We start from the raw sequence: 25,215 nt of genomic DNA, 5'->3' as shown, positions 1-25,215 counted from the left end.
CAGGTTCCTGCAAAACTAAACTCAGATTGTCAACTTACCACTTTCTGCTGAGCTTGAAGGTGACGGTGCGGGCATCGCCGTAACCGCAGACGGTCAGCCCGCCGCAACCCTTGACATATTCCTTGTCGAAGAGGTTCGCGACATTGAGCGAGGCCCCCCAATTTTCCTTCTCGTAGCGGATCGCAGCGTCGAAGATGGTTGCGGCCGGCACCTTCTCGGTATTGGCCTCATCGGCCCAGGACCAGCCCTGATGGCGGACGCCGGCGCCAAAGCTCATGCCCTCGAAAGCCCCTGTCGTCAGCGTGTAGTCGATCCAGAGAGAGGCGGTCACCTTCGGGACGATATAGGGTGAATTGCCGACCAGCGCCGGATTGGCGTCGTTCTCCATCACCTCCATGTCGGTATAGGCGAGCGATGCGAGAACCTTCCAGTTCTCGTTGATATTGACCTTGCCTTCGAGTTCGGCGCCGCGCGAAACCACCTCGCCGAGCTGGCTCTGGGCGAAGGTCAGCGGATTGGTCACCGTGTTGTTGCGCTTGGTGATGTGGAAGACCGAGGCCGTCAGCGAGCCGTCGATGAAGGCCGGCTCATACTTGATGCCGCCTTCGAACTGCTCGCCCTCTTCCGGCTTCAACGCGCCGGAAACACCGGTGCCGACGAGCGGGTTGAAGAAAGTCGCGGCGCTGACATAGGGCGTCAGGCCGTTGTCGAATTCGTAGGCAAGGCCGATACGGCCGCTGAGCGCGCTGTCGTTGGTGCTGTAGGTCGTGCCGATTACGGCCTCCTGGTTGATATCGACATAGTCGTAGCGGCCGTTGAGCGTCAGCAGCCAGCCATCGCCGAAATGGATCCGATCCTGGGCGTAGACACCGATCTGGTTCTTGGTCACCACCCCGTCCGCATAGACGAAATTGGCGCCCTGTGTCGTGCCATAGATGGGATCAGTCGCGCTGATCGAATTGGAGCCGCAGCAGGCCTGCCAATTTTCCAGGCGGTAATAGGTGTAGTCGAGCCCGACGAGAAGATTATGCGTGGCGCCGCCGATTTCGGTCTCGCCTTCGAGCCGGTTGTCGATCGAGAAGCTATCGACCCCCGAGCGGCCTTCGAAGCCGATGCGCGCCAGCTGGTAGTCCGGACCCGTCGGCACGCCGCCGACCCAGCCGTTCAGATAGGGGCCGATCTCATGCTTATCGAGATGGCCGTAGCGCGCATTCTGTGAGAACCTGATGCCATTGTCGAATTCATGCTCGAATTCGTAACCGATCATCTTCTGCACATAGCTGCCATTGTCGATGTCGGGCTCGCCATAGAAAGCGTCGCGGTCGATCTTGCCGAAAGGCGCATCCTCGACGGTGCCGACATAGGGGAAGAAGCCGTTGCCGGTATGCACCTGGTCGAGCCCGGCGAGGTAACCCCAGACCGTGAGGCTCGTGCTGTCATCCGGCGAAATGGTGAGCTGCGGCATGATGAAGCCGCGCAGATCCTCGGAAAAATCCGAATAATTGTCGCCGCCGGCAACCTTGCCGGTGATGCGATAACTCATCGTTCCAATGGAGCCGACCTTGTCGGAGACATCGAAGCCGGTGAAGGCGTTGCCGTTGCTGTTGATGCCGATCTCGGTATAGAAGAGCGGTTCGTCGAGCGGGCGCTTGCGGACGAGATTGACGATGCCGCCGGGGTTTGCTCCGCCGTAAAGCACGGAGGCCGGGCCCTTCAGCACCTCGACGCGCTCCAGCATGAAGGGATCGAGCTGGAAGCCGCCGAAGCCATAGCTGAAAAGCGTCAGATTATCGAAGAAGACGCCGGTCTGGCCGGCGTCGAAGCCGCGAATGTAGAACCAATCCGTATCGCCGTCGCCGCCAAAGGGCTGCGCGGTGACGCCAGGCGTATAAAGCAGCACCTCGTCGATCTTGTTGGTGATGCCGCGATCGTCCATTTCCTCCGTGCCGATGACGGAGACGGATTGCGGAATTTCGTTGAGCGGGGTGTCGCTCTTCGAGCCGGTGGAGGAGTTCTTGGCGACATAGCCTTTGACCGGACTGGTGGCGGTGTCACCACCGCCCTGGATCACGATCGGCGTGAGCTCAGTCGAATTCGCTTCCTGTGCCGCGGCGGAGCCCGCCATCAGGCCGGCGACCGCGGCGCCTGCCAAAAGCATTACCTTGAAATTGAGACCCCTGGTCTGCCCGCGCATATGTCCTATACCCCACTCGTGCCGCGCGATGCATAGCGTGCGGCGAAGCCCTGAATAAGATGAGTGATTAACTCAGTTTTACCGGGGTGGATTGTCGCGATCGGGGAAAATTGAACGTTTTTGGGCAATTCTCCGCGTTGCAAACAATTGCCCGCCAAGCGTTGCAATCAGGCAACTTGTGCCTTCTTCCAGCTCGCCGGGGTGATGCCGACATGCTTGCGGAAGACGCGGGTAAAATGCGCCTGATCGGCAAAGCCGGTTTCGGCGGCGATTGCGGTCAACGCATTTTCGCTTTCGACAAGCAGCCGCTTGGCCCTGTCGAGCCGGGCATTGGTCTGCCATTGATGCGGAGCGATGCCGGTCGAGGCCTTGAAGGCATGGCTGAAATGCGATTGAGACAGGCCGGTGAGGCCGGCGAGTTCCTCGAGGCGGATATTGCGCAGGCAATTTTCCTCGATGAATTCGGTCGCGCGCCGAAGCTGCCAGCCGGCCAGCTTGCTGCGTTTGCGCGGTATCGCCTTGGAAAGCTTCAGGACGTCGATGATCAAGGCCAATGCGAGGCCGTCGCCATAGAGATCGTGCAGCGGCTCCGGATTGAGGCATTCGGCGGCGACCAGCCGTGCCAGCGACAGCACCCGCTCATCGGAAAACAGAAGTTGCGGGTTTTCGAGACGGCGCGGATCGATATCCTCCATCAGCCGGCGGCTCACGGTCTCCGTGTCGAAATGGATGTCGAGGTGGCGCACCGAATGAACGTCGGTCAGATCCGCCCAGACTTCCATGCCGGCCGGCACATAGGAGATCGGCCGTATCTCCGTGTCCTGGACGGTGCCCTGCGCCTTTGGCGTGAGCTTGATACGCGAATTGCCCGGTCCCCGCTTGTCGAGCATGATGAACAGCCGCGGGTCGCGCGAGACATAATAGCCGCCAGCATAGGAGGCGCACTCCACGTCCCAGACATCGGCGACGATACCGTTCCACAGGCGGCGATGCACGCCGCCGATGACGGAGAAGCCCTGGATCTTGTTCTGCATCCGCGGTTGAAACGTCATTTCCATTTCCGCCTCCGGCCATGCGTCGGAGTTAAACCTTCAAATTATACTCAAGTTTATTACCGCAGGCGGAAGCGGATGGCAATTACCAAATCCGACGCCAATCCGGGGAAAAACCAGGGTCAAATCAAGCCTTCGACACCGAGAAGCTGAGCCTGATGTCGCCGAGCAGGATGTCGATCTCGCCGGGTTCGGTCAGTTCGATCGCGCCGCTCAACGTACCCGTCGTGATCAGCGCACCGGCCCTTAGCGATGTCTCGGGGCGCACGCCGTCATTGGCATAATCGACGAGCCAGGTGAGAACGTCGCCTTTCGGATGCTGTGCCGGACCATCATAGATCGTGCGGCCGGCATGGGTGACCTTGAGCGGTGTGCCGGCGGCGGTATCGACGACGCTTTTTTCGACCTCCGGGCCGAGCACGTAGCCGCTATTGCCGAGCCGGTCGGCGACGAACAGCAGAAACGAAACGCTGCCGCTTTCCTTCACGGCGCTGACCAGCAGCTCGGCGCCGAGATAAACAGTGGAAATCGCCTCGACCACCTCGGCGCGGCTGTAGGGAATGCCCGCGCGGACCGGCAGGTCGCCGCCGAGACGGACGGCGATCTCGGTTTCGAATTTCAGGCCCGGATACCATGGAATATCAGCACCCGAGGCGGCTTTGGCATAGGGATACAGTGGAGCGGTAACCGCCTGGCCCTGCGGCGAGACCGTGACTTTCCAGGCGTTGCTCGAAATATGGTCTGCAGCAGTGAGCAAATTCTGCGCCTCCATCGCCTGATGGAGATCGGCCGGCAGCGCGAAAGTGTCGGTTGCCTCCTGCCGGCCGGCCTGTCGCAGGCTGTGAAGCCTGGCTACAAGGGCGCGCGGATCGAATCTCTCTGTCATGCTATCTCCTCGACCTGATTTTCGAGGTGCCACACTAACGAGAAGGCAGGGACGAACAAGGCCCGCTTTTGGAAAGACTCCTATTCCATCGCCGCGTGCCAGCGGGTGCGATAGGCGGTCAGTCCGGGGATGGCGGTCGGCGGAACATGCGTTTCGGCACCCGATACCGGCCGGATGCCGGTGAGAAGGGCGGCACCCTGGCTGGTGCCGGTAGAACCCGGAAGGGCCATGACCTCGCGGCCGGTCAAGGCGGCGAGCAGCTTGAGATAGGTCCCATTCAGCGCAAAAGGCCCTTCGACGATCACGGGGCCCTTGGCGCCGATCAGTCCGAGGCAGGCATCGGTCATCAAGGCGAGATAGAGACAGGCAGCGGCAGAGCGCTCCTCGCGGCTTGCCTCTTCGGCGCCGATCCAACGACTTGCCTTTCCCGGAAAAGGTCCTGAACCGGGGGCGATATTCGGCAGCAGCATCATGCCCTTTCCGATTACCGGGCCGATTGCCGCCTGGGTGGCTTTTTCGTCGACAGGGCCGATCTCGGCCGAAAGGATCTCGAATTCCCGGCCGCCCATGAAACGGGAAGAGGGGACGGCGCGGCCATAGGCATCGACATTGGCGAGCGCATCGCGTTTCGGATCGAGATGATCGAGATCGCCGCCGACGCCGAAATTGATGACCCATGTACCGGTGGAGACGACGGCGAAGGGTGCCTCCCGATGCACCAGATGCGGCAGCAGCGAGGCATTGGAATCGTGAATGCCGCAATAGACCGGCACGGGGGACGTGAGGCCGAGCTCCGCGGCGATGTCGGGCAGGACCGGGCCGAGTGCTTCGAAGGCGGAGCGGATCGGCGCCATGAGGTCGCGGATGGCGAGCCTGTCGACGAGCGAGGAATAACTACCGGCCCTCGGGTTCCAGAGGTCGGTATGGCAGCCGAGCGAAGACAGCTCATTGGCGGCAACACCGGTCAGCCGCGCCGTCCAATATTGCGCATAGGTGAGGATGGTCGCCACCTCGGCGAATTCCTCGGGAAAGGCGGTCTTCTGGTAGTGCAGCTGCGCGCCGACATTGAGACCCATGGCAAGGCGCGGCGAGAAGGTTTCGTCGAAGGAGGGGCGCAGCCGCGCATAGGCGTCGCGAATGTCCTGCGGATATTCGTGTTCATAGTCGATGACAGGCATTGCAAGCGTGCCGTCCCGGGCAAGGAGTGCTGCGGAGGCGCCATGGGTGGTGATCGAAATGGCGTCGAAGCCGGGCTCGCGCGCAAGGCTCTTCAGCGCATCGAGCGCAAAGGACCAGAGAGCCTCTACGTCGTAATGCGGATAGAGACCGGTTTTGATCGCGATATTCGGCCGTTTCAACACGGCGATCTCGGCGCCGGTCTCGCTGTCGAGCACGACGACCTTGGCATTGGTCTTGCCGATATCGAGGACGGCGATGCGGCGGTAGGAGCTAGCGTTCATGGCATATGGAAGACGGTGACCAGGTCGCTCTGGACCGGTGAATTATCGGGATTGGTCGCCATGATATCGGCCATGTGCGCCCACCATTTTTTCACGACGGGATGCTCCGGCAGGCTCGCCATCGTATGATCGGCGGGCCGCGTCAACACGCCGAACAGCGTGTTGGTCTCGCGGTCGAGATGGATGGAATAGTCGCTGGCGCCTGACTTGTGCAGGAGATCGACCAGTTCCGGCCAGATCTCGTCATGACGCCTGCGGTATTCGGCTTCCATGCCGGGATTGAGGTGCATTTTAAAGGCGTGTTTTTCTAAAGTCATCGGGAGCTCATGACCTTGATGCGGCGGGCGATGATCGGGATGGCGATGGTGATGATGAGAAGTAGGCCGATGAAGATCGACATGACGATGCCGGGCACGTTCAGCAGGCCGAGGCCGAAGGTGACGAGGCCCATGACGAAGGCGGCGATGACGACGCCGACGATCGTGCCGGAACCGCCGAGGATCGAGATGCCGCCGAGCACGACCATGGTGACGACCTCGAGTTCCCAGCCCTGGGCGATCGACGGCCGGGTCGAGCCGAGGCGTGAGGTCAGGCAGACGGCGGCGATGCCGCTCATGACGCCGGTCAGCAGGAAGAGGATGAATTTGACGCGTTCGACCGGAATGCCGGAGAAGCGGGCGGCGAAGTCATTGTTGCCGATCGCATAGACCTGCCGGCCGAAATTCGTCGCATGCAGCAGGATGGCGAAGAGGATCGCCAGCACGATGAACAGCACGAATTCGAAGGAGAACACCCAGACGACATAACCCTGGCCGAAATAGGCGAAATCCGCAGGGTATTTGCCATAGGCCTGATCGCCGAGCACGATATAGGAAATGCCGCGGAAAAGGCTCATCGTGCCGATGGTGACGACGATCGACGGCAGTTTCAGCACCGAGACCAGAACGCCGTTGAAGGTGCCGCAGAGGAGGCCGGTGCCGATGCCGATCGCGACCAGGCCCGGGGTGCCGATGCCGGCCTGCGCAGCCGCGCCCATCGCCGTCGAGGCGAGCGCGATGATCGCAGCGACCGAGAGGTCGATCTCACCCGATATGACGAGCAGCGCCATGGCGAAGGCAATCATCGCCTTTTCGGTGAAGTTGAAGGTGGCGTCCGAAAGGTTCCAGGCATCGAGGAAATAGGGCGAGGCGAGCGAATTGAAGATGAAGATCAGCACGGCGACGGCAAAGAGCAGCACTTCCCAGCTCGCGACAATGCGGCGAAAGGGTGTGCCAAGGCGGTCGGGGATGACCCGCTTTTCGTGTGTGGACACGGTGCTCATGCTGCGGCCTCCGTTCTGATCTCGGCTGCGGCGCGGTCGCGCAGGATGATGCGGCCGCGGTTGCGCTCACGCCTGGCGTTGAAGGCGACAGCGAGGATGATGACGGTTCCTGAGATCGCCATCTGGGTGAAGGGTGAAATTCCGATCACCGGCAGCGCATTCTTGATGACGCCGAGGAAGAGCGCGCCGAGCACGGTGCCGGCGACCGAGCCGACGCCGCCGGCAATCGAAATGCCGCCGATGACGCAGGCCGCAACGCTGTCGAGCTCGAAGCCGTTGGCGATATCGACATAGGCGACGGCATAACGCGACACCCAGAGATAGCTCGCAAGGCCGGCAAGGGCGCCCGACAGAACGAAGGCCAAAAATTTCGTCCAGCCCGTATCGATGCCGGCATAGACGGCTGCGGTCGGGTTGCCGCCGGTGGCATAGGCTGAGCGGCCGAACTGGGTGTATCTGAGCAGGACGTACATCAGAAGCACGATGACGATGCCCACCCAGCCGAGAACCGGCAGGCCGAGGATCGGCGTGCGCGGCACCGACAGGAAGACCGGCGTCATCTGGTGAGCGTTGACCCACGCTCCGCCCGACAGCACGAAGGCCATGCCGCGATAGATGGTGAGCGTGCCGAGTGTCACGACGATCGGCGGGATTTCGAGCGCCCAGACGAGAAAGCCGTTGATGGCGCCGAGGCAGGCGCCGATGACGATCGCGGCAAGGATCAGCACGACGAGCGGCAGGTCGGGATAGGCGGCATTCATCATCGCGATCGCCATGCCGGTGAAGGCGAGGTTGGCGGCGACCGACAGGTCGATCGATTTCGTCAGGATGACCGTCATCTGCGCCAGCGCCAGGATGATCAGGATGGAGGTATCGTTGAAAATGCCGGCGAGATTCTCCGGCGTTGCGAAATCGGCAGCGCGCGTCGAAAAGATCGCGATCATCACCACGATGATGAGGAACAGCAGGGTTTCGCGTTTTCTGATCAGTCTTGCCATGCTCTTACCTTATGCATTGCCGGTGGCGGCGCGCACCAGCGCTTCCGGCGACAACTCGGCGCGGTCGAAAATTCCGGCGGAAAGACCTTCCTTCATCACCAGGACGCGGTCCGACATGCCGATGATTTCGGGCAGTTCGGACGAGACCATGATGATCGACAGGCCCTCGGCGGCGAGTTCGCTGATGAAGCCGTGCACGGCCGCCTTCGAGCCGATGTCGATGCCCTTGGTCGGTTCATCGAGGATGATGACCTTCGGCGCCGTCGCCAGCCACTTGCCGATGACGACCTTCTGCTGGTTGCCGCCGGAAAGCGTCCCGACGGGCACGGAAAGAGCAGCGGCGCGCAGGTCCAGCCGTTCGGCATATTTGCGGGCGAGCGCGAATTCTTCTGCCGCCCTGAGGAAGCCACGGCGCGAGGTGCGGGTAAGCGAAGGCAGCGTCATGTTCTGGAAGATCGGCATCGGCAGCGCCAGCCCGTGGCGGCCGCGCTCTTCCGGCACATAGACGATGCCGGCGCGGATCGCATCCTGCGGCGAATGGATGGTGATCTCGCGGCCTTCGAGCATCATGGTGCCGGAGAGCGGCCTGGTGATGCCGAAAAGCGATTGGGACAGTTCCGAACGCCCGGCGCCGATCAGACCGTAAATGCCGAGAATCTCGCCCTGGCGGAGCGTGAAGGAGATGTCGCGGAATTCGGTGCGATGGCTGTAATTGCGGATCTCGAGAACCGGGCCGCCGATGGCGACGTCGACCTTCGGAAAAGCGTTCTCGACGTCGCGGCCGACCATCATGCGGACGATCTCGTCCTGCGGCGTTTCCTTGAGCCGGCCCTGGCCGACGGCGCGGCCGTCGCGAAAGACGACGAAATCGTCGGCGATCTCGTACACTTCGTCGAACTTGTGGCTGATGAAGAGGATTGCCTTGCCCTTTTCCTTCAGGCCGCGGACGATGCGGAAGAGATCGTCGATCTCCTTGCGGGAAAGGGCTGCCGTCGGTTCGTCCATGATGACGATGCGCGCCTCGATCGACAGTGCACGCGCGATCGCCACCAGATGGCGCTGCGCGATCGAGAGGTCCTTCAGCCGAATTGTCGGATCGATATTGCTTTCAAGCGCTGTCAGCAGCGCCTTGGCGCGGCTGTTCATCGCCTGCCAGTCGATGGTGCGCAAACGCGTGCGGGGCGCATGGCCGAGGAAAATGTTTTCGGCAACCGTCAACTCGTCGAACAGCACGGTTTCCTGATGGATGGCGGTGACGCCGGCATCGATCGCGGCCTGGGCGCTGGCAAAGGTCACCGGCTGGCCATCGACGAGGATCTCTCCTTCGTTCGGCCTGTAGATGCCGGTCAGGATCTTGACGAGCGTCGATTTGCCGGCGCCGTTTTCGCCGATCAGCGCGGTAACCGTGCCGGGATGCAGCGCGATGCTGACATTGTCGAGCGCCTTCACGCCCGGGAAGATCTGCGAGATGCCGCGCATTTCCAGAATGGCGGGCGCATCACCGGTTTTGCTGTCCGTGGCGGTTTGTTGAAAGGCGGCGTTCATCGAGCTTCTACCAGTGTCGAATGAGAATCCCGGCGGCCATCAGGCCGCCGGGCTTTAATGCGGTGGCTCCAGATCAGAAGACCTTGGAGAACTGGTCGATATTCGAAGCATTGTAGACGAAGGGGTCGGCCATGGCGGCTTCACCATTGTCGCCGACCTTGATCTTGCCCATGCGGCCGGCTTCGATCTCGCTGCCCGGCTTGCCGTCGGTCTCGCCCTTGACGAGGCGATAGGCGATCTGCGTCGCGGAATAGCCGAGATCGATCGGGTTCCAGATGGCGAATTCCTTCGTCGCGCCCGACTTGATCGCGCCGGCCATTTCGGACGGCAGGCCGAGACCGGTGACGTAGACCTTGCCGACAAGGCCCTTGTCTTCGACAACCTTGGAAGCGGCGAGAACGCCGACCGTCGTCGGAGCGACGATGACCTTGATGTTCGGGTTCGCCTTCAGCAGGCCTTCGGCTTCACGGTAGGACTTGTCCGAGAGGTCGTCGCCATAGACGGTGGTGACGAGGTTGAGGCCCGGGAAATCCTTGAGCTGCTTCTTCATCTGGTCGATCCAGATGTTCTGGTTGGTCGAGGTAGTCGTGGCCGACAGGATGGCGAAGTCACCCTTGCCGCCGTCGAGATGATCCTTGACAAGCGTCAGGCACATCTTGCCGATCAGCTCGTTGGACGACGGGTTGAGCTGCAGGATACGGCCTTCAGGTGCCACGCCGGAATCCCAGGAGATGACCTTGATGCCGCGCTGTGCAGCCTTCTTCAGGGCCGGAACGAGCGCGTCGGGATCGTTGGCCGAAACGGCGATGGCGCTGACGCCCTGGGCGATCAGCGAGTTGATGACTTCGATCTGGCCTTCGGCCGTCGTCGTCGTCGGACCGGTATAGATGACCTCGACGCCGCCGAGTTCCTTGGCGGCTTCCTGCGCGCCTTTGTTGGCGGCATCGAAGAAGCCGTTGCCAAGCGACTTGACGACGAGGCCGATCTTGATGTCGGCAGCACTTGCCGTGCCGGCCATCATCGCGACGGCAAATGCCACGCCGATTGCGAGTTTCTTTGCGAGTTTCATGCTTTCATCCTCCCACTTAATTGACACTCTTCACACCTCCCCGGCGCCTTATGCGACCGACGAGGAATCCTCCTTGATTGCCTGGGCGGCCGGGCTCGCAACGATGAGCCTGATGCCGGCATTCTCGATCATCCTGACGGCTTCCTCTGGAATGCCGTCATCGGTGATGATGGTAGACACACGCTCGAGCGGGCACAGAATGAGGCTCGACCGACGATGGAGCTTGCTGGAATCGGCCATGACGACCAATTCGTCGGCCTGATGCATCAGCTTCTGTTCGCTTTGAATAATCAGCGCGTCGGCTTCCATGATGCCGAGCGGGCCGATGCCCTGCGCGCCGATGAAGAAGCGGCGGGCGTAGAAATTGCGGATCGCGTCGTTGTCGAAGGGGGAGAGGATCAGGCTCTGCTCGCGATAGATCGCGCCGCCCGGCACCGTTACCGTGTTCTTCGAATGCTTGACCAGATGTTCGGCGATGGCGAAAGAATTGGTCATTACCTGCAGGCGGTGCGCCGCCATGAAATGCACCATCTGGAAGGTGGTCGTGCCGCCGTTGATGATGATCGCGTCGCCAGGATCGCAAAGCTCGACCGCCTGGCGGGCGATTGCGCGTTTCTTGTCGATATTGACCGATTCCGAAACGCGGAAGGGGCGCCCGGCGAGATTGCCGAGCTGCGGCGGATGCACCGCTTCGGCGCCGCCGCGCACACGGCGGATCTTGCCCTGAACATGAAGAGCCGCGATGTCGCGCCGGATCGTCGCCTCGGAAGCCTCGGTCAGTTCGGAAATATCCTGAACTGTCACGACGGACTTTTCCTGAACGGCGCTCAGAATGATGCGATGGCGTTCGCGTTCGTGCATGGGGCTCCTCCTTCGATCGTTTATTTCGCACATATGACAATGTGTCAATCAAAAACGATCATAAATTTTCATATTGCGCTGCACAATAATCGAATTTGATCGTTTTCGATTGACAACCTCGGTTTTGATGAGCGATACCGTCTGCGAAAAGGGGCGCGAACTTTGCGCTCCGATGATGATTTCATGTGGGAGGATGACATGGCGGCGAACGTCCGGCTTCTGGAAAACCGGTGGGATGATGTTTACGCGGCGGGCCTCGATGAGCCTGGCAAGCTGCTCTATCGTTCCAACCTGCTCGGCGCCGACAAGCGCATCACCAACTATGGCGGCGGCAACACCTCGGCGAAGGTGATGGAAACCGATCCGCTGGCCGGCGGCAAGGTGAAGGTGCTTTGGGTCAAGGGTTCGGGCGGCGACGTCGGCACGATTAAGCTCGACGGTTTCGCGACGCTCTACCAGGACAAGCTGGAATCGCTGAAGAGCATCTACAAGGGTGTCGAGGACGAGGACCGCATGGTCGGCTTCCTGCCGCACTGCACCTTCAACCTGAACGCCCGTGCCGCCTCGATCGACACGCCGCTGCACGGTTTCGTGCCTTTCACTCATGTCGACCACATGCATCCCGATGCGATCATCGCGATCGCCGCGTCGAAGAATTCGAAGGAATTGACGCAGCAAATCTTCGGCGATGCGATCGGCTGGCTGCCCTGGCGCCGTCCGGGCTTCCAGCTCGGCCTCGATCTCGGCGCATTCGTTGCCGCAAACCCGAATGCCAAGGGTGTCGTGCTCGAGAGCCACGGCCTCTTCACCTGGGCGAACGATGCCAAAGCCTGCTACGAGCTGACGCTCGATATCATCAACAAGGCGATCGTCTGGTTTGCCGAAAAGACCGAAGGCAAGACCATTTTCGGCGGCGCGGTCGCACAGAGCCTGGCCGTTGCCGAACGCCGCGCCATCGCCGCCCGGCTGATGCCGGAGATCCGCGGCCGCATCGGCAAGCAGGAGCGCAAGCTTGGTCATTTCGACGATCAGGACGCCGTGCTCGAATTCGTCAATTCCAGCGATCTGCGCCCGCTCGGCGCGCTCGGCACCAGCTGCCCTGACCATTTCCTGCGCACAAAGATCCGTCCGCTGATCGTCGATTTCGACCCGGCCAAGCCGGATGTCGACGCGATCGTTTCCGGTCTCGACAAGGCGCTGGAAGACTATCGCGCCGATTACGCCCGCTATTATAACGACTGCAAGCATGACAATTCGCCCGCCATGCGGGACGCCAATCCCGTCATCTTCCTCGTTCCCGGCGTCGGCATGCTGTCCTTTGCCCGCGACAAGGCGACGGCCCGCATCGCCAGCGAATTCTACGTTAACGCCATCAACGTCATGCGCGGCGCCTCGACGGTTTCGCAATATCAGGGACTGCCGGAGCAGGAAGCCTTCGATATCGAATATTGGCTGCTCGAAGAGGCTAAGCTGCAGCGCATGCCGAAGCCGAAGAGCCTTGCCGGCCGCGTCGCCTTCGTCACCGGCGGCGCCGGCGGCATCGGCCGGGCGACGGCCGCGCGCCTCGTCGGCGAAGGCGCCTGCGTGGTGCTTGCCGATATCGACCAGGCAGCACTTGAGGGCACCGAAGCCGATTTCGTCAAGAAGTTCGGCGCTGACGCCGTGCGCAGCGTCCGGCTTGACGTCACCAAGGAAGATGCGGTGATCGCCTCCTTCGCGGAAGCCTGCGTCGAATTCGGCGGCATCGATATCCTCGTCTCCAATGCCGGCATTGCCTCCTCCGCGCCGATCGAATTGACCGAGCTTGCGACGTGGAACCGCAATATCGATATTCTCGCGACCGGTTATTTCCTCGTCTCGCGCGAAGCCTTCCGCCTGTTCCGCCGTCAGGCGCTCGGCGGCAACGTCATCTTCGTCGCTTCGAAAAACGGTCTGGCCGCTTCGCCGAATGCATCTGCCTATTGCACCGCAAAGGCTGCCGAAATCCATCTTGCCCGCTGCCTGGCGCTAGAAGGTGCGGATGCCGGCATCCGCGTCAACACCGTCAATCCGGATGCGGTCCTGCGCGGTTCGAAGATCTGGAGCGGCGAATGGCGCGAGCAGCGCGCTGCCTCGTCGAAGATCGAGGTGGACGATCTCGAGGAACATTACCGCAAGCGTTCGATGCTGAAACTCAACGTGTTTCCGGAAGATATCGCCGAGGCGATCTATTTCCTCGCTTCGGACCTTTCGGCGAAATCGACCGGCAACATCATCAACGTCGATGCCGGCAACGTGCAGAGTTTTACGCGCTAGAGCAATTCCAGCAACGGTGCGCAGCGGTTTTGCGTCCGGAGCGCGTAAAGCAAACGGATAGAGCTATTTCCGGAGGATCACCCATATTGCGTGGATGATCCCCGGCACATAGCCGCAGAGTGTCAGCAATATATTGAGCCAGAAATGCAGGCCGATCCCGACCTGCAAGAATACGCCAAGGGGCGGCAGGATGATCGCAAGAAGAATGCGGACAACGTCCATCGTAGCTCCTTCGTTTGAAGACATGTAAGCGTTTGAACGCGAACCGTGCCCCTATGGTTCGCGACCAGGGAGGAATAGATGACAGATTCCAGGATTGCGCCAGATCTGGTCGCGACTGACAACGACAAGCGGGCAACCGCGTTGAAGGCCGATTACGAGGCACTGGGCGCGACGCTTGCCCGTCGCGGCGTCGATATCGAGGCGGTCACCCGGAAGGTTGCGGAATTCTTCGTTGCTGTGCCCTCCTGGGGCGTCGGCACCGGCGGCACGCGTTTTGCCCGTTTCCCCGGTACCGGCGAGCCGCGCGGCATCTTCGACAAGCTCGACGATTGCGCCGTCATCAACCAGCTGACGCAGGCGACCCCGAAGGTCTCGCTGCATATTCCCTGGGACAAGGCGGATGCCCGGGAGTTGAAGGCCAAGGGTAACGCGCTCGGCCTCGGCTTCGATGCGATGAATTCGAACACCTTTTCCGATGCGCCCGGCCAGGCCCATTCCTACAAATACGGCTCGCTCAGCCACACCGACGCGGCGACGCGGGCGCAGGCGGTCGAGCACAATCTTGAATGCATCGAGATCGGCAAGGCGCTCGGCTCCAAGGCGCTGACGGTCTGGATCGGCGACGGCTCGAACTTCCCCGGCCAGAGCCATTTCACCAAGGCTTTCGAGCGTTATCTCGCCTCGATGGCGGATATCTACAAGGCGCTGCCTGACGATTGGAAGCTCTTTTCCGAGCACAAGATGTACGAGCCGGCCTTCTACTCGACCATCGTGCAGGATTGGGGCACCAACTACCTGATCGCCCAGACGCTCGGCCCTAAGGCCTATTGCCTCGTCGATCTCGGCCACCATGCGCCGAACACCAATATCGAGATGATCGTCGCCCGACTGATCCAGTTCGGCAAGCTCGGCGGCTTCCACTTCAACGATTCGAAATATGGCGATGACGATCTCGACGCCGGCGCGATCGATCCCTACCGGCTGTTCCTGGTTTTCAACGAACTGGTGGACGCCGAGCAGCGCGGCGTCAACGACTTCAACCCGGCCCATATGATCGACCAGTCGCACAATGTTACCGACCCGATCGAAAGCCTGATCAACAGCGCCAACGAAATCCGCCGCGCCTATGCGCAGGCGCTGCTCGTCGACCGCAAGGCGCTCTCCGGCTACCAGGATGACAACGACGCCTTGATGGCGTCGGAAACGCTGAAGCGCGCCTATCGCGCCGACGTCGAGCCGATTCTGGCCGAAGCTCGCCGCAGAGCTGGCGGCGCGATCGACCCGATCGCCGTCTACCGCGCCAGCGGTTATCGCAGACAAGTGGCGGCCGAGCGTCCGGCATCCGCTGCCGGCGGCGGCGGCATCATCTAAACGCTCGATTGTTTCACATGGGCTGAAGCCATGCTGATTAGGGATGATGATTGCCGGCAGCGCAGGGGTGACGCGCTGCCGGCAACCTCGCCGTTTACGGCTTCCAGACCCCGGCGATCTGGCGGGTGGCGATGTTCAGCCGGTTCCACACATTGATATTGGCGATGGCGATGACGAGTGCCGCAAGGCTCTTGCCGTCATAGTGCCGCGTTGCTTCGTCCCAGATATCATCCGGCACTGGGTCGGCGCGGTCGCTAAGGCGGGTAAGCGCCTCCGTGAGCGCAAGGGCTGCCCGCTCGGCATCGCTGAAATAGGGCGAGTCGCGCCAGGCGCCGATGGCAAAGAGCCTTTCGTCGGTTTCGCCGAGCTTCTTTGCAATGCGGGGATGACCGTCGACACAGACGCTGCAGCCGTTGATCTGGCTGGCGCGCAGGTTGACGAGTTCGAGCAGCTTCGGTGAAAGGCCGGATTCGGCCGGCACCTTGCTGAGAGCATTGAGCGCCTGCATGGCTGCGGGAAGGACGAGGGCGGGATTTCCCATTCGCTCCTGCATGATATGTCTCCTTATACGTTTCGTGTTCGACGATCCGCCGGCGCTGTCACATCGGCTGGGTTTCATTCGTCATGGCCTTGACGGAACGCAGCGGAGGAATGTGACAAATGGACGAGAAAAAATGGCTGACTGACGAATTCGAGGCGAACAGAGCGCATCTGAGGACCGCAGCCTATCGCATGCTCGGCTCGCGCAGCGAGGCGGAAGATGCCGTTCAGGAGGCCTGGCTGCGGCTTAGCCGCGCGGATACGACAGGGGTCGGCAATCTCGGCGGCTGGCTGACGACGGTGATGGCGCGCATCTGCCTCGACATGCTCCGCGCCCGTAAGACCCGACGCGAGGAGCCGCTGGAGGCGCCTGTCCATAGCGGGATCGCCGATCCCGCGAACGATCCCGAGCGCGAAGCCGCCTTTGCCGATTCGGTCGGTCTGGCATTGCTCGTCGTGCTTCAGACGCTGGCGCCCGCCGAACGCGTCGCCTTCGTGCTGCACGATATGTTCGACCTGCCCTTCGACGAGATCGCGCCGATCATCGGCCGTTCGTCCGGTGCCACCCGCCAGCTCGCAAGCCGCGCCCGCCGTCGGGTGCAGGGGGTGGACGAAGCGTCGGATGTCGATTTCGGCCGCAAGCGGACGATCGCCGAGGCCTTTCTGACGGCATCGCGCAACGGTGATCTGGAGGGCTTGATCGCGGTGCTTGCCCCTGACGTCGTCTTCCGGCCGGATGCGACGGCAGCCCGCTTCGGCACGATTGGCGAAATGCGCGGCGCAGCTCACGTGGCCGAAGCCTTCAAGGGTCGGGCGCAGGCGGCAGAAATCGCCATCGTCGGCGGCGAGCTCGGATTCGTCGTGGAGATCAAGGGCCAGCTTCGCGTCGTGGTGGCGCTGACGATCGCCGATGGCAGGATCGCTGCGATCGACGCCATCGCCGATCCCGATCACCTGGAACGGCTTGACTATTCTATTCTTCGAGATTGAAAAGAAACGCGAATTCGCCTGCTCTTCGAAACCAGGCGCGCCTCGGATGGCGCGCGCCGCTCACGTTTCTTCAGCGACGACGGCCGGGTCATTTTTCTTGACAGCGGCGTCCTCGACTTTATTCTATTATAAAGATTTATATAACATAACTATGGAATTGTAGCGATCCAGATACCTCTCTGCATCTTTCGCTACCCAACACTCTTCCATAATGACCCGCAGACGGATGGCCGAGGAGTGATCCCGGTCCGAGACTTCGAAAGGAATGCATGTCATGTCCGGCGACCAGATGAAGAAGCCGCTTCTCCTCACCAATGTCAAACCGATGGCTTTTGGTGCGGGCACACAAGAGGGGGCAATCGACATTCTTGTCAATGCCGACGGCAGGATCGCCGAGATCGGTCCGTCGCTCGCGGTCTCGCGGGACGTTGCGCGCATCGACGGCAAGGGCGCCTTCATTTCGCCGGGCTGGGTCGACCTGCATGTGCATATCTGGCACGGCGGCACCGATATTTCCATCCGCCCGTCCGAATGCGGCGTCGAGCGCGGCGTTACCACGCTGGTCGATGCCGGTTCAGCCGGCGAGGCGAATTTCCATGGCTTTCGGGAATACATCATTGAGCCCTCGCGCGAACGGATCAAGGCCTTCCTCAATCTCGGCTCGATCGGCCTCGTCGCCTGCAACCGCGTCGCGGAATTGCGGGATATCCGTGATATCGATCTCGGCCGCATCCTCGAAGTCTATGCCGAAAACAGCGAGCACATCGTCGGCATCAAGGTGCGCGCCAGCCATGTCATCACCGGCTCCTGGGGCATCACTCCCGTCAAGCTCGGCAAGAAGATTGCCAAGATCCTGAAAGTGCCGATGATGGTGCATGTCGGCGAGCCGCCGGCGCTCTATGACGAGGTGCTTGAGATCTTAGGCCCCGGCGACGTCGTCACCCACTGCTTCAACGGCAAGGCCGGGTCGAGCATCATGGAAGACGAGGACCTCTTCAATCTCGCCGAGCGCTGCGCCTCCGAGGGCATCCGTCTCGACATCGGCCATGGCGGCGCCTCCTTCTCCTTCAAGGTCGCCGAGGCGGCAATCGAGCGCGGGCTTCTGCCGTTCTCGATCTCGACCGATCTGCACGGCCATTCGATGAATTTCCCGGTCTGGGACCTGGCGACCACGATGTCGAAGCTGCTCAGCGTCGGCATGCCTTTCGACAAGGTGGTGGAAGCCGTCACCCATGCGCCGGCATCCGTCATCAAGCTGTCGATGGAGAACCGGCTTGCGGTCGGCTCACAAGCGGAATTCACCATTTTCGATCTGGTCGATTCCGACCTCGAGGCGACGGATTCCAACGGCGACGTTTCGGTCCTCAACAAGCTGTTTGAGCCGCGCTATGCGGTGATGGGCGCCGATGCCTTTACCGCCAGCCGCTATGTGCCGCGGGCGCGCAAGCTGGTGCGCCACAGCCACGGCTATTCCTACAGGTAGGATCCGCTGAAGGGCGCAATGCTCAGCGGTTGCGCCAGCCCATCAGTTTTTCGATCCGTTCCGCTGAACTGCGCACGTGGGCCGTATAGTGGTTCTCGTCGGAAAACGCCTTCTGTTCCGGCAGCACGATGGAAATGGTGGCGACGCACTGGCCGTCTCGATCGCAGATCGGCGAGGCGATGCAGGCAACCGCATAATCCGATTCCCCCGCCTGGATCGACAGCCGCGATTCGAAGGCCTTGCCAGCGGCTTCCGACAGCGTGCCCGGATCGATCTCGGCGCGGCCGGTCGGTGAAGATCGGGCGCAGCGCTTGAAGAGTTCGATGCGCTCCTCCTCGGCCAGGTGGCCGACGAGCAGGCGGCCGGAGGCCGTCCAGTTCAGCGGCACCCTTGTGCCGACGCGGGACGCCACCTGAAAATGGCTCGGGCCGTCGGCCATGGCGAGCACCAGCATATAGTCGCCGTCACGACCGCAGACCTGCACGGTTTCGCCGGCCTGGCGGCAGAGATCGTGCATTTCGTGGGTGGCGATGCTCATGAAGTCCAGCGACCTGGCATAGGCAAGGCCGTAATGGTAGAGCCGCGCGCCGAGCCAGATCGAGCCGTCGGCCTGGCGTGTCAGCATGTTCTTCTCGACGAGATCGTCGACGATCACGTAAACGGTCGACAGCGGCGCCTTCACCGCCTTGGCGATGGCATAGACGCCGGCGGGTGATCCGGTCTCGTAAAGATGGTCGATCACCTGAAGCGCCCGGTCGATGCCGCTGACGCGTGCGCGACGCGCACCCTTGCCGCCGGCCTCGCCGGCAACGCCCTCATCTTCGGAGTAAACTGCGGATGATGTCTTTCCGTCCAATTCCACGCACCTCATGCAAACGCGATTATGTTACATTACTATGGCATAGCCGTCGCTGTGACAAATGGCAACATTTCGCGGGTTGCTAGTCGCATTGGGCCGACTAGATGAGGCTCTGTTTTCAATAATCACCGGAAATTTAGGATGCGGCGGCGGCCGTGAGCATGCTCAGCGCGAGGTTGCTGGAGAAGTCATTCCGCCGCGAGACTTGGAACAACAAGCATCAGGCCGAGTTTGATCTCTGAAACTCAGGAGGTCACGATGCCAAATTATCCCACACCGCCTTTCCCGTCCCAGAAACAGCCGATGCCGGGTTTCACGGCACAGATGGACCCCGTTCCCGACCATGGCGAAAAGAGCTATCGCGGCTCCGAGCGGCTGAAGGGCAAGCGGGCAATCATCACCGGCGGCGATAGCGGCATCGGCCGGGCGGTGGCAATCGCCTATGCCAGGGAAGGTGCCGATCTGGTGCTCTCCTATCTCGACGAGGATGAGGATGCCGACGAGACGAAACGGCTGGTCGAGCAGGCCGGACGCAAGGCTATCCTCGTCAGCGGTGACATCCAGGATCCCGCTCACTGCAGGCAGATCGTCGAGACGGCGGTCAAGGAGCTCGGTGGTATCGACATTCTGGTCAACAACGCCGCGCATCAGGCGAGCTTCAAGAGCATCGACGAGATCAGCGATGAAGAGTGGGAATTGACCTTCAAGGTCAATATCCATTCGATGTTCTACCTGACCAAGGCAGCCGTCGCCCATATGAAGCCCGGTAGCGCCATCATCAACACGGCTTCGATCAATTCGGACAATCCGAACCCGACGCTGCTTGCCTATGCGACAACCAAGGGCGCGATCCAGAATTTCACTGCCGGCCTTGCCCAGCTTCTGGCCGAGAAAGGCATTCGCGCCAATGCGGTGGCGCCAGGGCCAATCTGGACGCCGCTCATCCCTTCGACACTGCCTGAAGAAAGCGTCAGCAATTTCGGCAAGCAGGTGCCGATGAAACGGCCGGGACAGCCGGCCGAGCTTGCGACAGCCTATGTGATGCTGGCCGATCCTTTGTCGAGCTATGTCTCCGGCACGACAATCGCGGTGACCGGCGGCAAACCGATCCTCTAAAGCGCGCAATTCCGTTGGACGCTTTTGCGCGACATGCTTTGAAGCGACAAGGGCCGCCGTCTGGTTGTGACGGCAGCCCTTGACGGGGGCAGGGAGAGATCCCCAAGCTGGTCAGGCGGCTTGTTCAGCCGAAGCAGGGCATTGCCGGCAGATTGGCGCGGTTTGCGAGCGCTCCGATCATATTGCCCACCGATGTCGAGCGCGGTTCGCGTTTGCGGGCGGCCGTCTCCAGGAGTTGCTTGAAGTCTTCAAGCTTTACGCCGTCGGCGCGCAACACCATGGCGATCAGGGGGTCGCGAAGGGCTTCGGATATCGTCAGGTCATCTCTGGTCTTTGTCATGGCTGTCCTCCTTTCGTGGGCGGTCGCCCGTGTTCCACTTTTCGCTGCCATGCCCTCGGCATTGACTTTCGCGTTTCGTGGTGTTACCGGTAAGTAACAATACATTTGTTACCGATCGGTCACATTGATGTCAAGGACTACGTCCGCAAAAAAATCAGAAACTTCGAATGAAATCCCCGCAGCCGTTCCAGAAGATCGCTTGCCCCCGCGCGAGCGTATCGTCTCGACAGCCTCGGAGCTTTTCCGCGAGCGCGGCATCCGCGGCATTGGCGTCGATGCCATTGCCGACGCGGCTCTGACCAACAAGATGACGCTCTATCGGCATTTTGGCTCGAAGGACGAGTTGGTCTGCGAGACGCTGCGCCGCGCCTCCGAAAAGGCGGGTGCCATCTGGCGCGATCTGGAATCGGCCTATCCCGGCAATCCGCGCGCCCAGCTGGACGCCTGGGTGGAGCTGCGGGCGCAATGTCTGAACGGCGAGCCCGCCGGCTGCGATCTCGCCAATGCCGCCATCGAGCTGAAGGGCGAGGGCCATCCCGCCCACGAAATGATCGAGCGGCACAAGGCCGAACAGCGTGATCGCCTGGCCGCGCTCTGTTCGGCGGCCGGCGCGCGCGAACCCCGGCTTCTTGCCGATACGTTGACGCTGCTGCTCGAAGGCGCGCGCGTCAGCCGCCAGGCCATGGGCGCTGCCGGCTGCTGCGGTCATTTCGCCAAGGCCTGCCACGCAGCGATCGCTTCCTTCGCCTGACCGCCGCAAGTGTGTGGGAGGGGAACCTTACCGCTTCCATGCCGTTTTTAAACTAACCCGAGGGCGATGTGGAGGCAGGGAGATGAACTACGTCTATCTCAAACGCCTGTATGCCAAACGCGCCGAGCTCGAAGCCAAGCTGGAGCTCCATGATGCGCGCTATTGTTTCGGCGAGGAAGAGGTCGATGATGGCACCGACAGCGACTTGCGTCAGCGGCTGAGCGAAATTTCAGAGGAAATTGCTTCGCTGGAGAGCAGGCCGGGCCGATAACTATATGATTGCTACAGCATTCAGATTTTAAGCCGACCGGCATAGATCAGTCTGTGCTGGCGCTGAGGATTTCCATCGTCCGATCGTCGAATTTTCCCTGATAGAAATGCTCGATCGCATGGTGGAAGGGCGAACCATGGTCGCTGATCGCGGCAAACAAGGTGATCGACGAGCGCAGCTTGAGGTCGTCGGGTGAGCCCAGGATTTCGTGCGCCGATCGGCCGTCCACCGACAGGATCGCTTCGACGCAGCGCAACAGCCGGCTTGAGAGAATGGGATCGGCGAGATAGGCGGCGGCTTCCTCGGCCGAGCGGATCGCATATTTTTCGGCCATCGCCGACGTACCGAGACCGGCGATCTGCGGGAAGATGAACCACATCCAGTGGGACGTCTTGCGTCCGGCTTTCAGCTCCAAAAGCGCCTGTTCGTAGATGCCGTTCTGGGCATCGATGAAGCGATCGAGATTATAGTCGATTTCACCGGCCATGGTCCTTTTCCCTTCCTGCTGTCGATGCAGCCTGGGCCAAGGTCTCCATGCCCGGCGAGCCACTGCATAATTCCTTAAATCGGAATCGATTTTAAGGGCAAAATTACGCAGCAATTCAAAGTGCTACAGCGTCCGTTGCGCGTCCGAAAAGAAACGCGGCGCTGTAGCTGCTATCAGCAGACCCTCTCAGCGTAGGGGCTACTGTCGCGGCAATGGCCGTAAGCCGGATGCGGCGGCGTGTTATCGCCGGCCGGGGCGGCAATGGCCGATGTCGTCATCGGGTCCGTATTGCCGGAAGAATATGCGGCAAAACCCGCAAAGCTCAAGAGAACCAGCGCTCCGACCACGACAATGCGCTCGAAGGCCGAAAGTTTCTGGGCGCTGACATGATCTACATAATCGCGCTCGCCTAAACCGGCGGTTTCGTCCTCTTTTACATGGAGGGTCACCATATCCTGGCGACGGCTTAAAGTTTCACAATCTGTCATTTTATTTACTCCTGCAACACATGCGGCGCCGGTCTCTCTAGGGCAAATCCCACCCTCGTGCCGAACCGCTTCCGCATGCGAGCAGCATGTGTGTCTTCGATCGTGGCAATTGAAGGGGCGATATTCAAACTCAGTGTTCAAAAAATCGTACCAATAAATGCAAAATATCGTGAAGCTCTGGTTCACCGGAATGATCCGGAGTAGTCCAGAGAGGAACATCTCTCTTCTGGATAGTCCCATGAGCAAATCCTTCGGCGCGATGTCGGTCGCGCAGCTTTCCGTCCTCATTCAAGGTGGCGCGGCCGACCCGGTCGAGGTGGCCGAGGCGGTCTTCGATTCCATCACGAATTATGCCGACAAGGCGGTCTTCACCACACTGCTCGAAAGCCGGGCGATGGAGGAGGCGCGCGCCTCATCGAGACGTCTGCGGGAAGGGCGCTCGCTTGGATTGCTGGACGGCATTCCGATTGCCTGGAAGGATCTTTTCGACATGGAAGGCCTGCCGACGACGGCGGGTTCCGTCGTACTGGCAAAGGATATGCCGGCCAAGCGCGATGCGGCTGTCGTCGCTCTCCTGCAGCAGGCGGGCATGGTCGCCGTCGGACGCACCAATATGAGCGAATTCGCCTTTTCCGGCCTCGGCATCAATCCGCATTACGGCACGCCGGCAAATCCGCGCGGCACCGATCTCCCGCGCATTCCGGGCGGCTCATCCTCCGGTGCTGGTGTCGCCGTCGCGGCCGGATTGGTGTCGGTCGCCATGGGCACCGATACCGGCGGCTCGGTGCGCATTCCCGCTGCCTTCAACGGTATCGTTGGTTATAAGGCAACACGCGGCCGCCACGCGATGGCGGGCGTCTATCCGCTGGCAAAGAGCCTGGATTCGCTGGGACCGCTCTGCCGCAGCGTCACGGACGCGGTCTGGATCGACGCGGCAATGCGCGGCCTGACGGTGCCCGATGTCGCCACGCATCCCCTGCAAGGGCTGGAACTCGTCGTGCCTGAAAATGTCGTCTTCGATGGCGCTGAAGCCGGGGTCGTCGATGCGTTCGAGGCAGCTCTGGGACGTCTTCAAAAGGCGGGCGCCAAGGTTGCCCGCACCGTCATCCCCGCCTTCGATGAGATATTCGAGCTGATGACGAGATATGGTCCGCTGGTCACGGCGGAGGCTTTCGCACTTCACCAGGAACGCTTGGCCGGACCGGACGCGGACAGGATGGATCACCGTGTCGTCATGCGCACCCGTCTCGGAAGCAGGACGACGCTGCCCGATTACCTCAGAATCCTCGAGGCGCGCAGCCGCCTGATCGCCGATGTCGAGCGCCTTGTCGGCGACCGGCTGCTCGCCTTTCCGACTGTCGCCCATGTCGCGCCGCCGATCGGGCCGCTGGAGCAGGATGACGAACTGTTCTTCGCGACGAACAACAAGACGTTGCGCAACACCGCACTCGGCAATTTCCTCGACTGGTGCGGCGTTTCCATTCCCTGCGGCACCGGCGAGGCTGGCATGCCGGTTGGCCTGCTGCTTTCGGCCACTGCCCATCGGGATGAGGCGCTGCTGGGGATTGCCCTTGCCGCCGAGGCGGTTGTCCGCGGCGATTTTGCCTGATGGCAATTGAACCGACTGGCTTTTGTTGCCATTGATGGCATGAGGAGATCCTGGAGGAAGACAGGTGCAGGTTTTGCAAAACGGACGTTTCGCGGTTTCGACATGGTCGCTGCATCGGCTGCTTGGCGCCGTTCATGCCTATAGTCCCGATCCCGACAAAAGCGCTGCGCCGAAAGAACCCTATGGCCCGGGTGCCACGGCGCTGATCGACGTGCCGGCGGCGCTCTCGGCGCGCGGCGTTAACCGGCTGGAGGTCTGTTCCTTCCATCTGCCGAGCCTCGACGCCGCCTACATGAGCGACTTGCGTGGCGCGATGGCGGCCTCGAACGTTCTGTTCCAGACGCTGCTCGTCGAGGACGGCGATCCGAGCCATCCCGAGACAGCCGAACGCGACGTCGAATGGATGGCGGGGTGGATCGACATTGCCGCAGCCCTCGGCGCGCAGAGGATGCGCGTCATTGCCGGCAAGCAGAAGCCGACGGAGGAAAACCTTACCCGTGCCGCCAACCATCTGAACTGGCTGGCCGGAAAGGCCGAAGACAGCGGTGTGCGTGTCGTCGTCGAGAACTGGTTCGACCTGCTGCCGTCGCCGGTCGAGATGAACTGGCTGCTGGACCGGCTGGACGGCAGGGTCGGCCTCAACGGCGACCTTGGCAACTGGCCGGCGCCAGCAAAATATGAAGGCCTTGCCGATATCATGGGCCGGGCGGAAATCTGCCATGCCAAGGCCGATTACGGCGCCGCCGGTCTCGACACCGAGGATTACCGCAGGTGCCTGGAGATGTGCGAGAGAGCCGGTTACGACGGTCCCTTTACGCTAATCTATGACTCGCCCTTCTTCCCCGATGAATGGGACGGCATCCTGCTGCAAAAGGCCTTCATCGAGGATTTCCTGCGTGAGGCGCCGGCGCGCAGGACGGCTTAAATCAGACGCGCTTCTTGCTCATTCCTAGTGCATGATGCCGAAACGTGTGAGCGGTTTTCGGACGACATCATGCTCTAACTAT

25 protein-coding genes are annotated in these 25,215 nt (G+C 61.3%); 9 read left to right on the top strand and 16 right to left on the bottom strand.

The window, feature by feature from the left end:
• Nucleotides 1–34 precede the first annotated feature (34 nt).
• The 10 genes from RWJ89_RS06010 to RWJ89_RS05965 form a co-directional block, all read right to left on the bottom strand.
• Complete coding sequence (locus RWJ89_RS06010) at nucleotides 35–2,194, bottom strand: TonB-dependent siderophore receptor (RefSeq protein WP_316030696.1); 2,160 nt, start codon at nucleotides 2,192–2,194, stop codon at nucleotides 35–37.
• Nucleotides 2,195–2,361: 167 nt separating this feature from the next.
• Nucleotides 2,362–3,246, bottom strand: coding sequence for a helix-turn-helix domain-containing protein (locus RWJ89_RS06005; RefSeq protein ID WP_222061372.1), 885 nt, complete (start codon nucleotides 3,244–3,246; stop codon nucleotides 2,362–2,364).
• A 127-nt stretch (nucleotides 3,247–3,373) separates the two neighbouring features.
• Complete coding sequence (locus RWJ89_RS06000; protein ID WP_222061374.1) at nucleotides 3,374–4,132, bottom strand: fumarylacetoacetate hydrolase family protein; 759 nt, start codon at nucleotides 4,130–4,132, stop codon at nucleotides 3,374–3,376.
• Between the two features lie 80 nt (nucleotides 4,133–4,212).
• Nucleotides 4,213–5,592 (bottom strand): FGGY-family carbohydrate kinase, encoded by a 1,380-nt coding sequence (locus RWJ89_RS05995; RefSeq protein WP_132614302.1) that lies wholly within the window; start codon nucleotides 5,590–5,592, stop codon nucleotides 4,213–4,215.
• Nucleotides 5,589–5,909 carry an L-rhamnose mutarotase gene (rhaM, locus tag RWJ89_RS05990; RefSeq protein ID WP_132614300.1) on the bottom strand — a complete coding sequence of 107 codons (321 nt, stop codon included), beginning with the start codon at nucleotides 5,907–5,909 and terminating at the stop codon, nucleotides 5,589–5,591. The genes RWJ89_RS05995 and rhaM overlap by 4 nt, the downstream gene beginning before the upstream one ends.
• The gene (locus tag RWJ89_RS05985) at nucleotides 5,906–6,913 is read right to left on the bottom strand and encodes an ABC transporter permease (protein WP_025397480.1); all 1,008 of its coding nucleotides are present in this window, start codon (nucleotides 6,911–6,913) and stop codon (nucleotides 5,906–5,908) included. The genes rhaM and RWJ89_RS05985 overlap by 4 nt, the downstream gene beginning before the upstream one ends.
• Nucleotides 6,910–7,911 (bottom strand): ABC transporter permease, encoded by a 1,002-nt coding sequence (locus tag RWJ89_RS05980; protein WP_003553868.1) that lies wholly within the window; start codon nucleotides 7,909–7,911, stop codon nucleotides 6,910–6,912. Before RWJ89_RS05980 ends, RWJ89_RS05985 begins: the two co-directional genes overlap by 4 nt.
• Before the next feature lie 9 nt (nucleotides 7,912–7,920).
• On the bottom strand, nucleotides 7,921–9,456 hold the full coding sequence (locus RWJ89_RS05975; protein ID WP_131662071.1) for a sugar ABC transporter ATP-binding protein: 1,536 nt from the start codon (nucleotides 9,454–9,456) through the stop codon (nucleotides 7,921–7,923).
• A gap of 73 nt (nucleotides 9,457–9,529) precedes the next feature.
• Nucleotides 9,530–10,525, bottom strand: coding sequence for a rhamnose ABC transporter substrate-binding protein (gene rhaS / locus RWJ89_RS05970; protein ID WP_026265566.1), 996 nt, complete (start codon nucleotides 10,523–10,525; stop codon nucleotides 9,530–9,532).
• A gap of 48 nt (nucleotides 10,526–10,573) precedes the next feature.
• Nucleotides 10,574–11,386, bottom strand: a complete 813-nt coding sequence (locus RWJ89_RS05965) for a DeoR/GlpR family DNA-binding transcription regulator (RefSeq protein ID WP_131662072.1) — start codon at nucleotides 11,384–11,386, stop codon at nucleotides 10,574–10,576.
• Nucleotides 11,387–11,584: 198 nt separating this feature from the next.
• On the opposite strand from RWJ89_RS05965, the gene RWJ89_RS05960 reads away from it, so the two are divergent.
• On the top strand, nucleotides 11,585–13,681 hold the full coding sequence (locus RWJ89_RS05960) for a bifunctional rhamnulose-1-phosphate aldolase/short-chain dehydrogenase (protein ID WP_131640519.1): 2,097 nt from the start codon (nucleotides 11,585–11,587) through the stop codon (nucleotides 13,679–13,681).
• A 63-nt stretch (nucleotides 13,682–13,744) separates the two neighbouring features.
• Here RWJ89_RS05960 and RWJ89_RS05955 read toward each other — a convergent pair whose 3' ends face one another.
• The gene (locus RWJ89_RS05955; RefSeq protein ID WP_003547831.1) at nucleotides 13,745–13,903 is read right to left on the bottom strand and encodes a YqaE/Pmp3 family membrane protein; all 159 of its coding nucleotides are present in this window, start codon (nucleotides 13,901–13,903) and stop codon (nucleotides 13,745–13,747) included.
• A gap of 78 nt (nucleotides 13,904–13,981) precedes the next feature.
• On the opposite strand from RWJ89_RS05955, the gene rhaI reads away from it, so the two are divergent.
• The gene (rhaI, locus tag RWJ89_RS05950; protein ID WP_131640520.1) at nucleotides 13,982–15,274 is read left to right on the top strand and encodes an L-rhamnose catabolism isomerase; all 1,293 of its coding nucleotides are present in this window, start codon (nucleotides 13,982–13,984) and stop codon (nucleotides 15,272–15,274) included.
• Nucleotides 15,275–15,368: 94 nt separating this feature from the next.
• Here rhaI and RWJ89_RS05945 read toward each other — a convergent pair whose 3' ends face one another.
• Nucleotides 15,369–15,827, bottom strand: coding sequence for a carboxymuconolactone decarboxylase family protein (locus RWJ89_RS05945; protein ID WP_168336582.1), 459 nt, complete (start codon nucleotides 15,825–15,827; stop codon nucleotides 15,369–15,371).
• Nucleotides 15,828–15,934: 107 nt separating this feature from the next.
• Between RWJ89_RS05945 and RWJ89_RS05940 the strand changes: the two genes are divergently transcribed.
• On the top strand, nucleotides 15,935–16,804 hold the full coding sequence (locus tag RWJ89_RS05940) for a sigma-70 family RNA polymerase sigma factor (RefSeq protein WP_222061378.1): 870 nt from the start codon (nucleotides 15,935–15,937) through the stop codon (nucleotides 16,802–16,804).
• 265 nt (nucleotides 16,805–17,069) lie between these two features.
• Nucleotides 17,070–18,287, top strand: coding sequence for an amidohydrolase/deacetylase family metallohydrolase (locus RWJ89_RS05935; protein ID WP_222061379.1), 1,218 nt, complete (start codon nucleotides 17,070–17,072; stop codon nucleotides 18,285–18,287).
• A 22-nt stretch (nucleotides 18,288–18,309) separates the two neighbouring features.
• Here the strand turns inward: RWJ89_RS05935 and RWJ89_RS05930 are convergent, their stop codons facing one another.
• Complete coding sequence (locus RWJ89_RS05930) at nucleotides 18,310–19,158, bottom strand: IclR family transcriptional regulator (protein ID WP_041472614.1); 849 nt, start codon at nucleotides 19,156–19,158, stop codon at nucleotides 18,310–18,312.
• A 246-nt stretch (nucleotides 19,159–19,404) separates the two neighbouring features.
• On the opposite strand from RWJ89_RS05930, the gene RWJ89_RS05925 reads away from it, so the two are divergent.
• Nucleotides 19,405–20,262, top strand: a complete 858-nt coding sequence (locus tag RWJ89_RS05925; RefSeq protein ID WP_003547845.1) for an SDR family oxidoreductase — start codon at nucleotides 19,405–19,407, stop codon at nucleotides 20,260–20,262.
• A gap of 124 nt (nucleotides 20,263–20,386) precedes the next feature.
• On the opposite strand, the gene RWJ89_RS05920 is transcribed toward RWJ89_RS05925, so the two are convergent.
• Nucleotides 20,387–20,602: a hypothetical protein gene (locus tag RWJ89_RS05920; protein WP_018448558.1), complete on the bottom strand. Its 216-nt coding sequence runs from the start codon at nucleotides 20,600–20,602 to the stop codon at nucleotides 20,387–20,389.
• A 127-nt stretch (nucleotides 20,603–20,729) separates the two neighbouring features.
• Between RWJ89_RS05920 and RWJ89_RS05915 the strand changes: the two genes are divergently transcribed.
• Nucleotides 20,730–21,353: a TetR/AcrR family transcriptional regulator gene (locus tag RWJ89_RS05915; RefSeq protein WP_168282206.1), complete on the top strand. Its 624-nt coding sequence runs from the start codon at nucleotides 20,730–20,732 to the stop codon at nucleotides 21,351–21,353.
• Between the two features lie 82 nt (nucleotides 21,354–21,435).
• The gene (locus RWJ89_RS05910; RefSeq protein WP_025397491.1) at nucleotides 21,436–21,624 is read left to right on the top strand and encodes a hypothetical protein; all 189 of its coding nucleotides are present in this window, start codon (nucleotides 21,436–21,438) and stop codon (nucleotides 21,622–21,624) included.
• Between the two features lie 46 nt (nucleotides 21,625–21,670).
• On the opposite strand, the gene RWJ89_RS05905 is transcribed toward RWJ89_RS05910, so the two are convergent.
• Together RWJ89_RS05905 and RWJ89_RS05900 are read right to left on the bottom strand one after the other, a co-directional pair.
• Nucleotides 21,671–22,111, bottom strand: coding sequence for a DUF1810 domain-containing protein (locus RWJ89_RS05905; protein WP_316030695.1), 441 nt, complete (start codon nucleotides 22,109–22,111; stop codon nucleotides 21,671–21,673).
• Nucleotides 22,112–22,284: 173 nt separating this feature from the next.
• The gene (locus tag RWJ89_RS05900; protein WP_018071151.1) at nucleotides 22,285–22,563 is read right to left on the bottom strand and encodes a hypothetical protein; all 279 of its coding nucleotides are present in this window, start codon (nucleotides 22,561–22,563) and stop codon (nucleotides 22,285–22,287) included.
• Nucleotides 22,564–22,837: 274 nt separating this feature from the next.
• Between RWJ89_RS05900 and RWJ89_RS05895 the strand changes: the two genes are divergently transcribed.
• Nucleotides 22,838–24,208 carry an amidase gene (locus RWJ89_RS05895; protein WP_131662284.1) on the top strand — a complete coding sequence of 457 codons (1,371 nt, stop codon included), beginning with the start codon at nucleotides 22,838–22,840 and terminating at the stop codon, nucleotides 24,206–24,208.
• A 64-nt stretch (nucleotides 24,209–24,272) separates the two neighbouring features.
• A complete protein-coding gene (locus RWJ89_RS05890) occupies nucleotides 24,273–25,133 on the top strand; it encodes a sugar phosphate isomerase/epimerase family protein (protein ID WP_131662283.1) in 861 nt (286 codons plus the stop codon).
• Nucleotides 25,134–25,215 lie beyond the last annotated feature (82 nt).

It is taken from the genome of Rhizobium sp. 10PS4 (assembly GCF_032464805.1).
Taxonomy (GTDB): domain Bacteria; phylum Pseudomonadota; class Alphaproteobacteria; order Rhizobiales; family Rhizobiaceae; genus Rhizobium; species Rhizobium laguerreae.
Note: the sequence above shows the minus strand (reverse complement) of the source record. Positions and strands in the feature narration are given on the sequence as shown.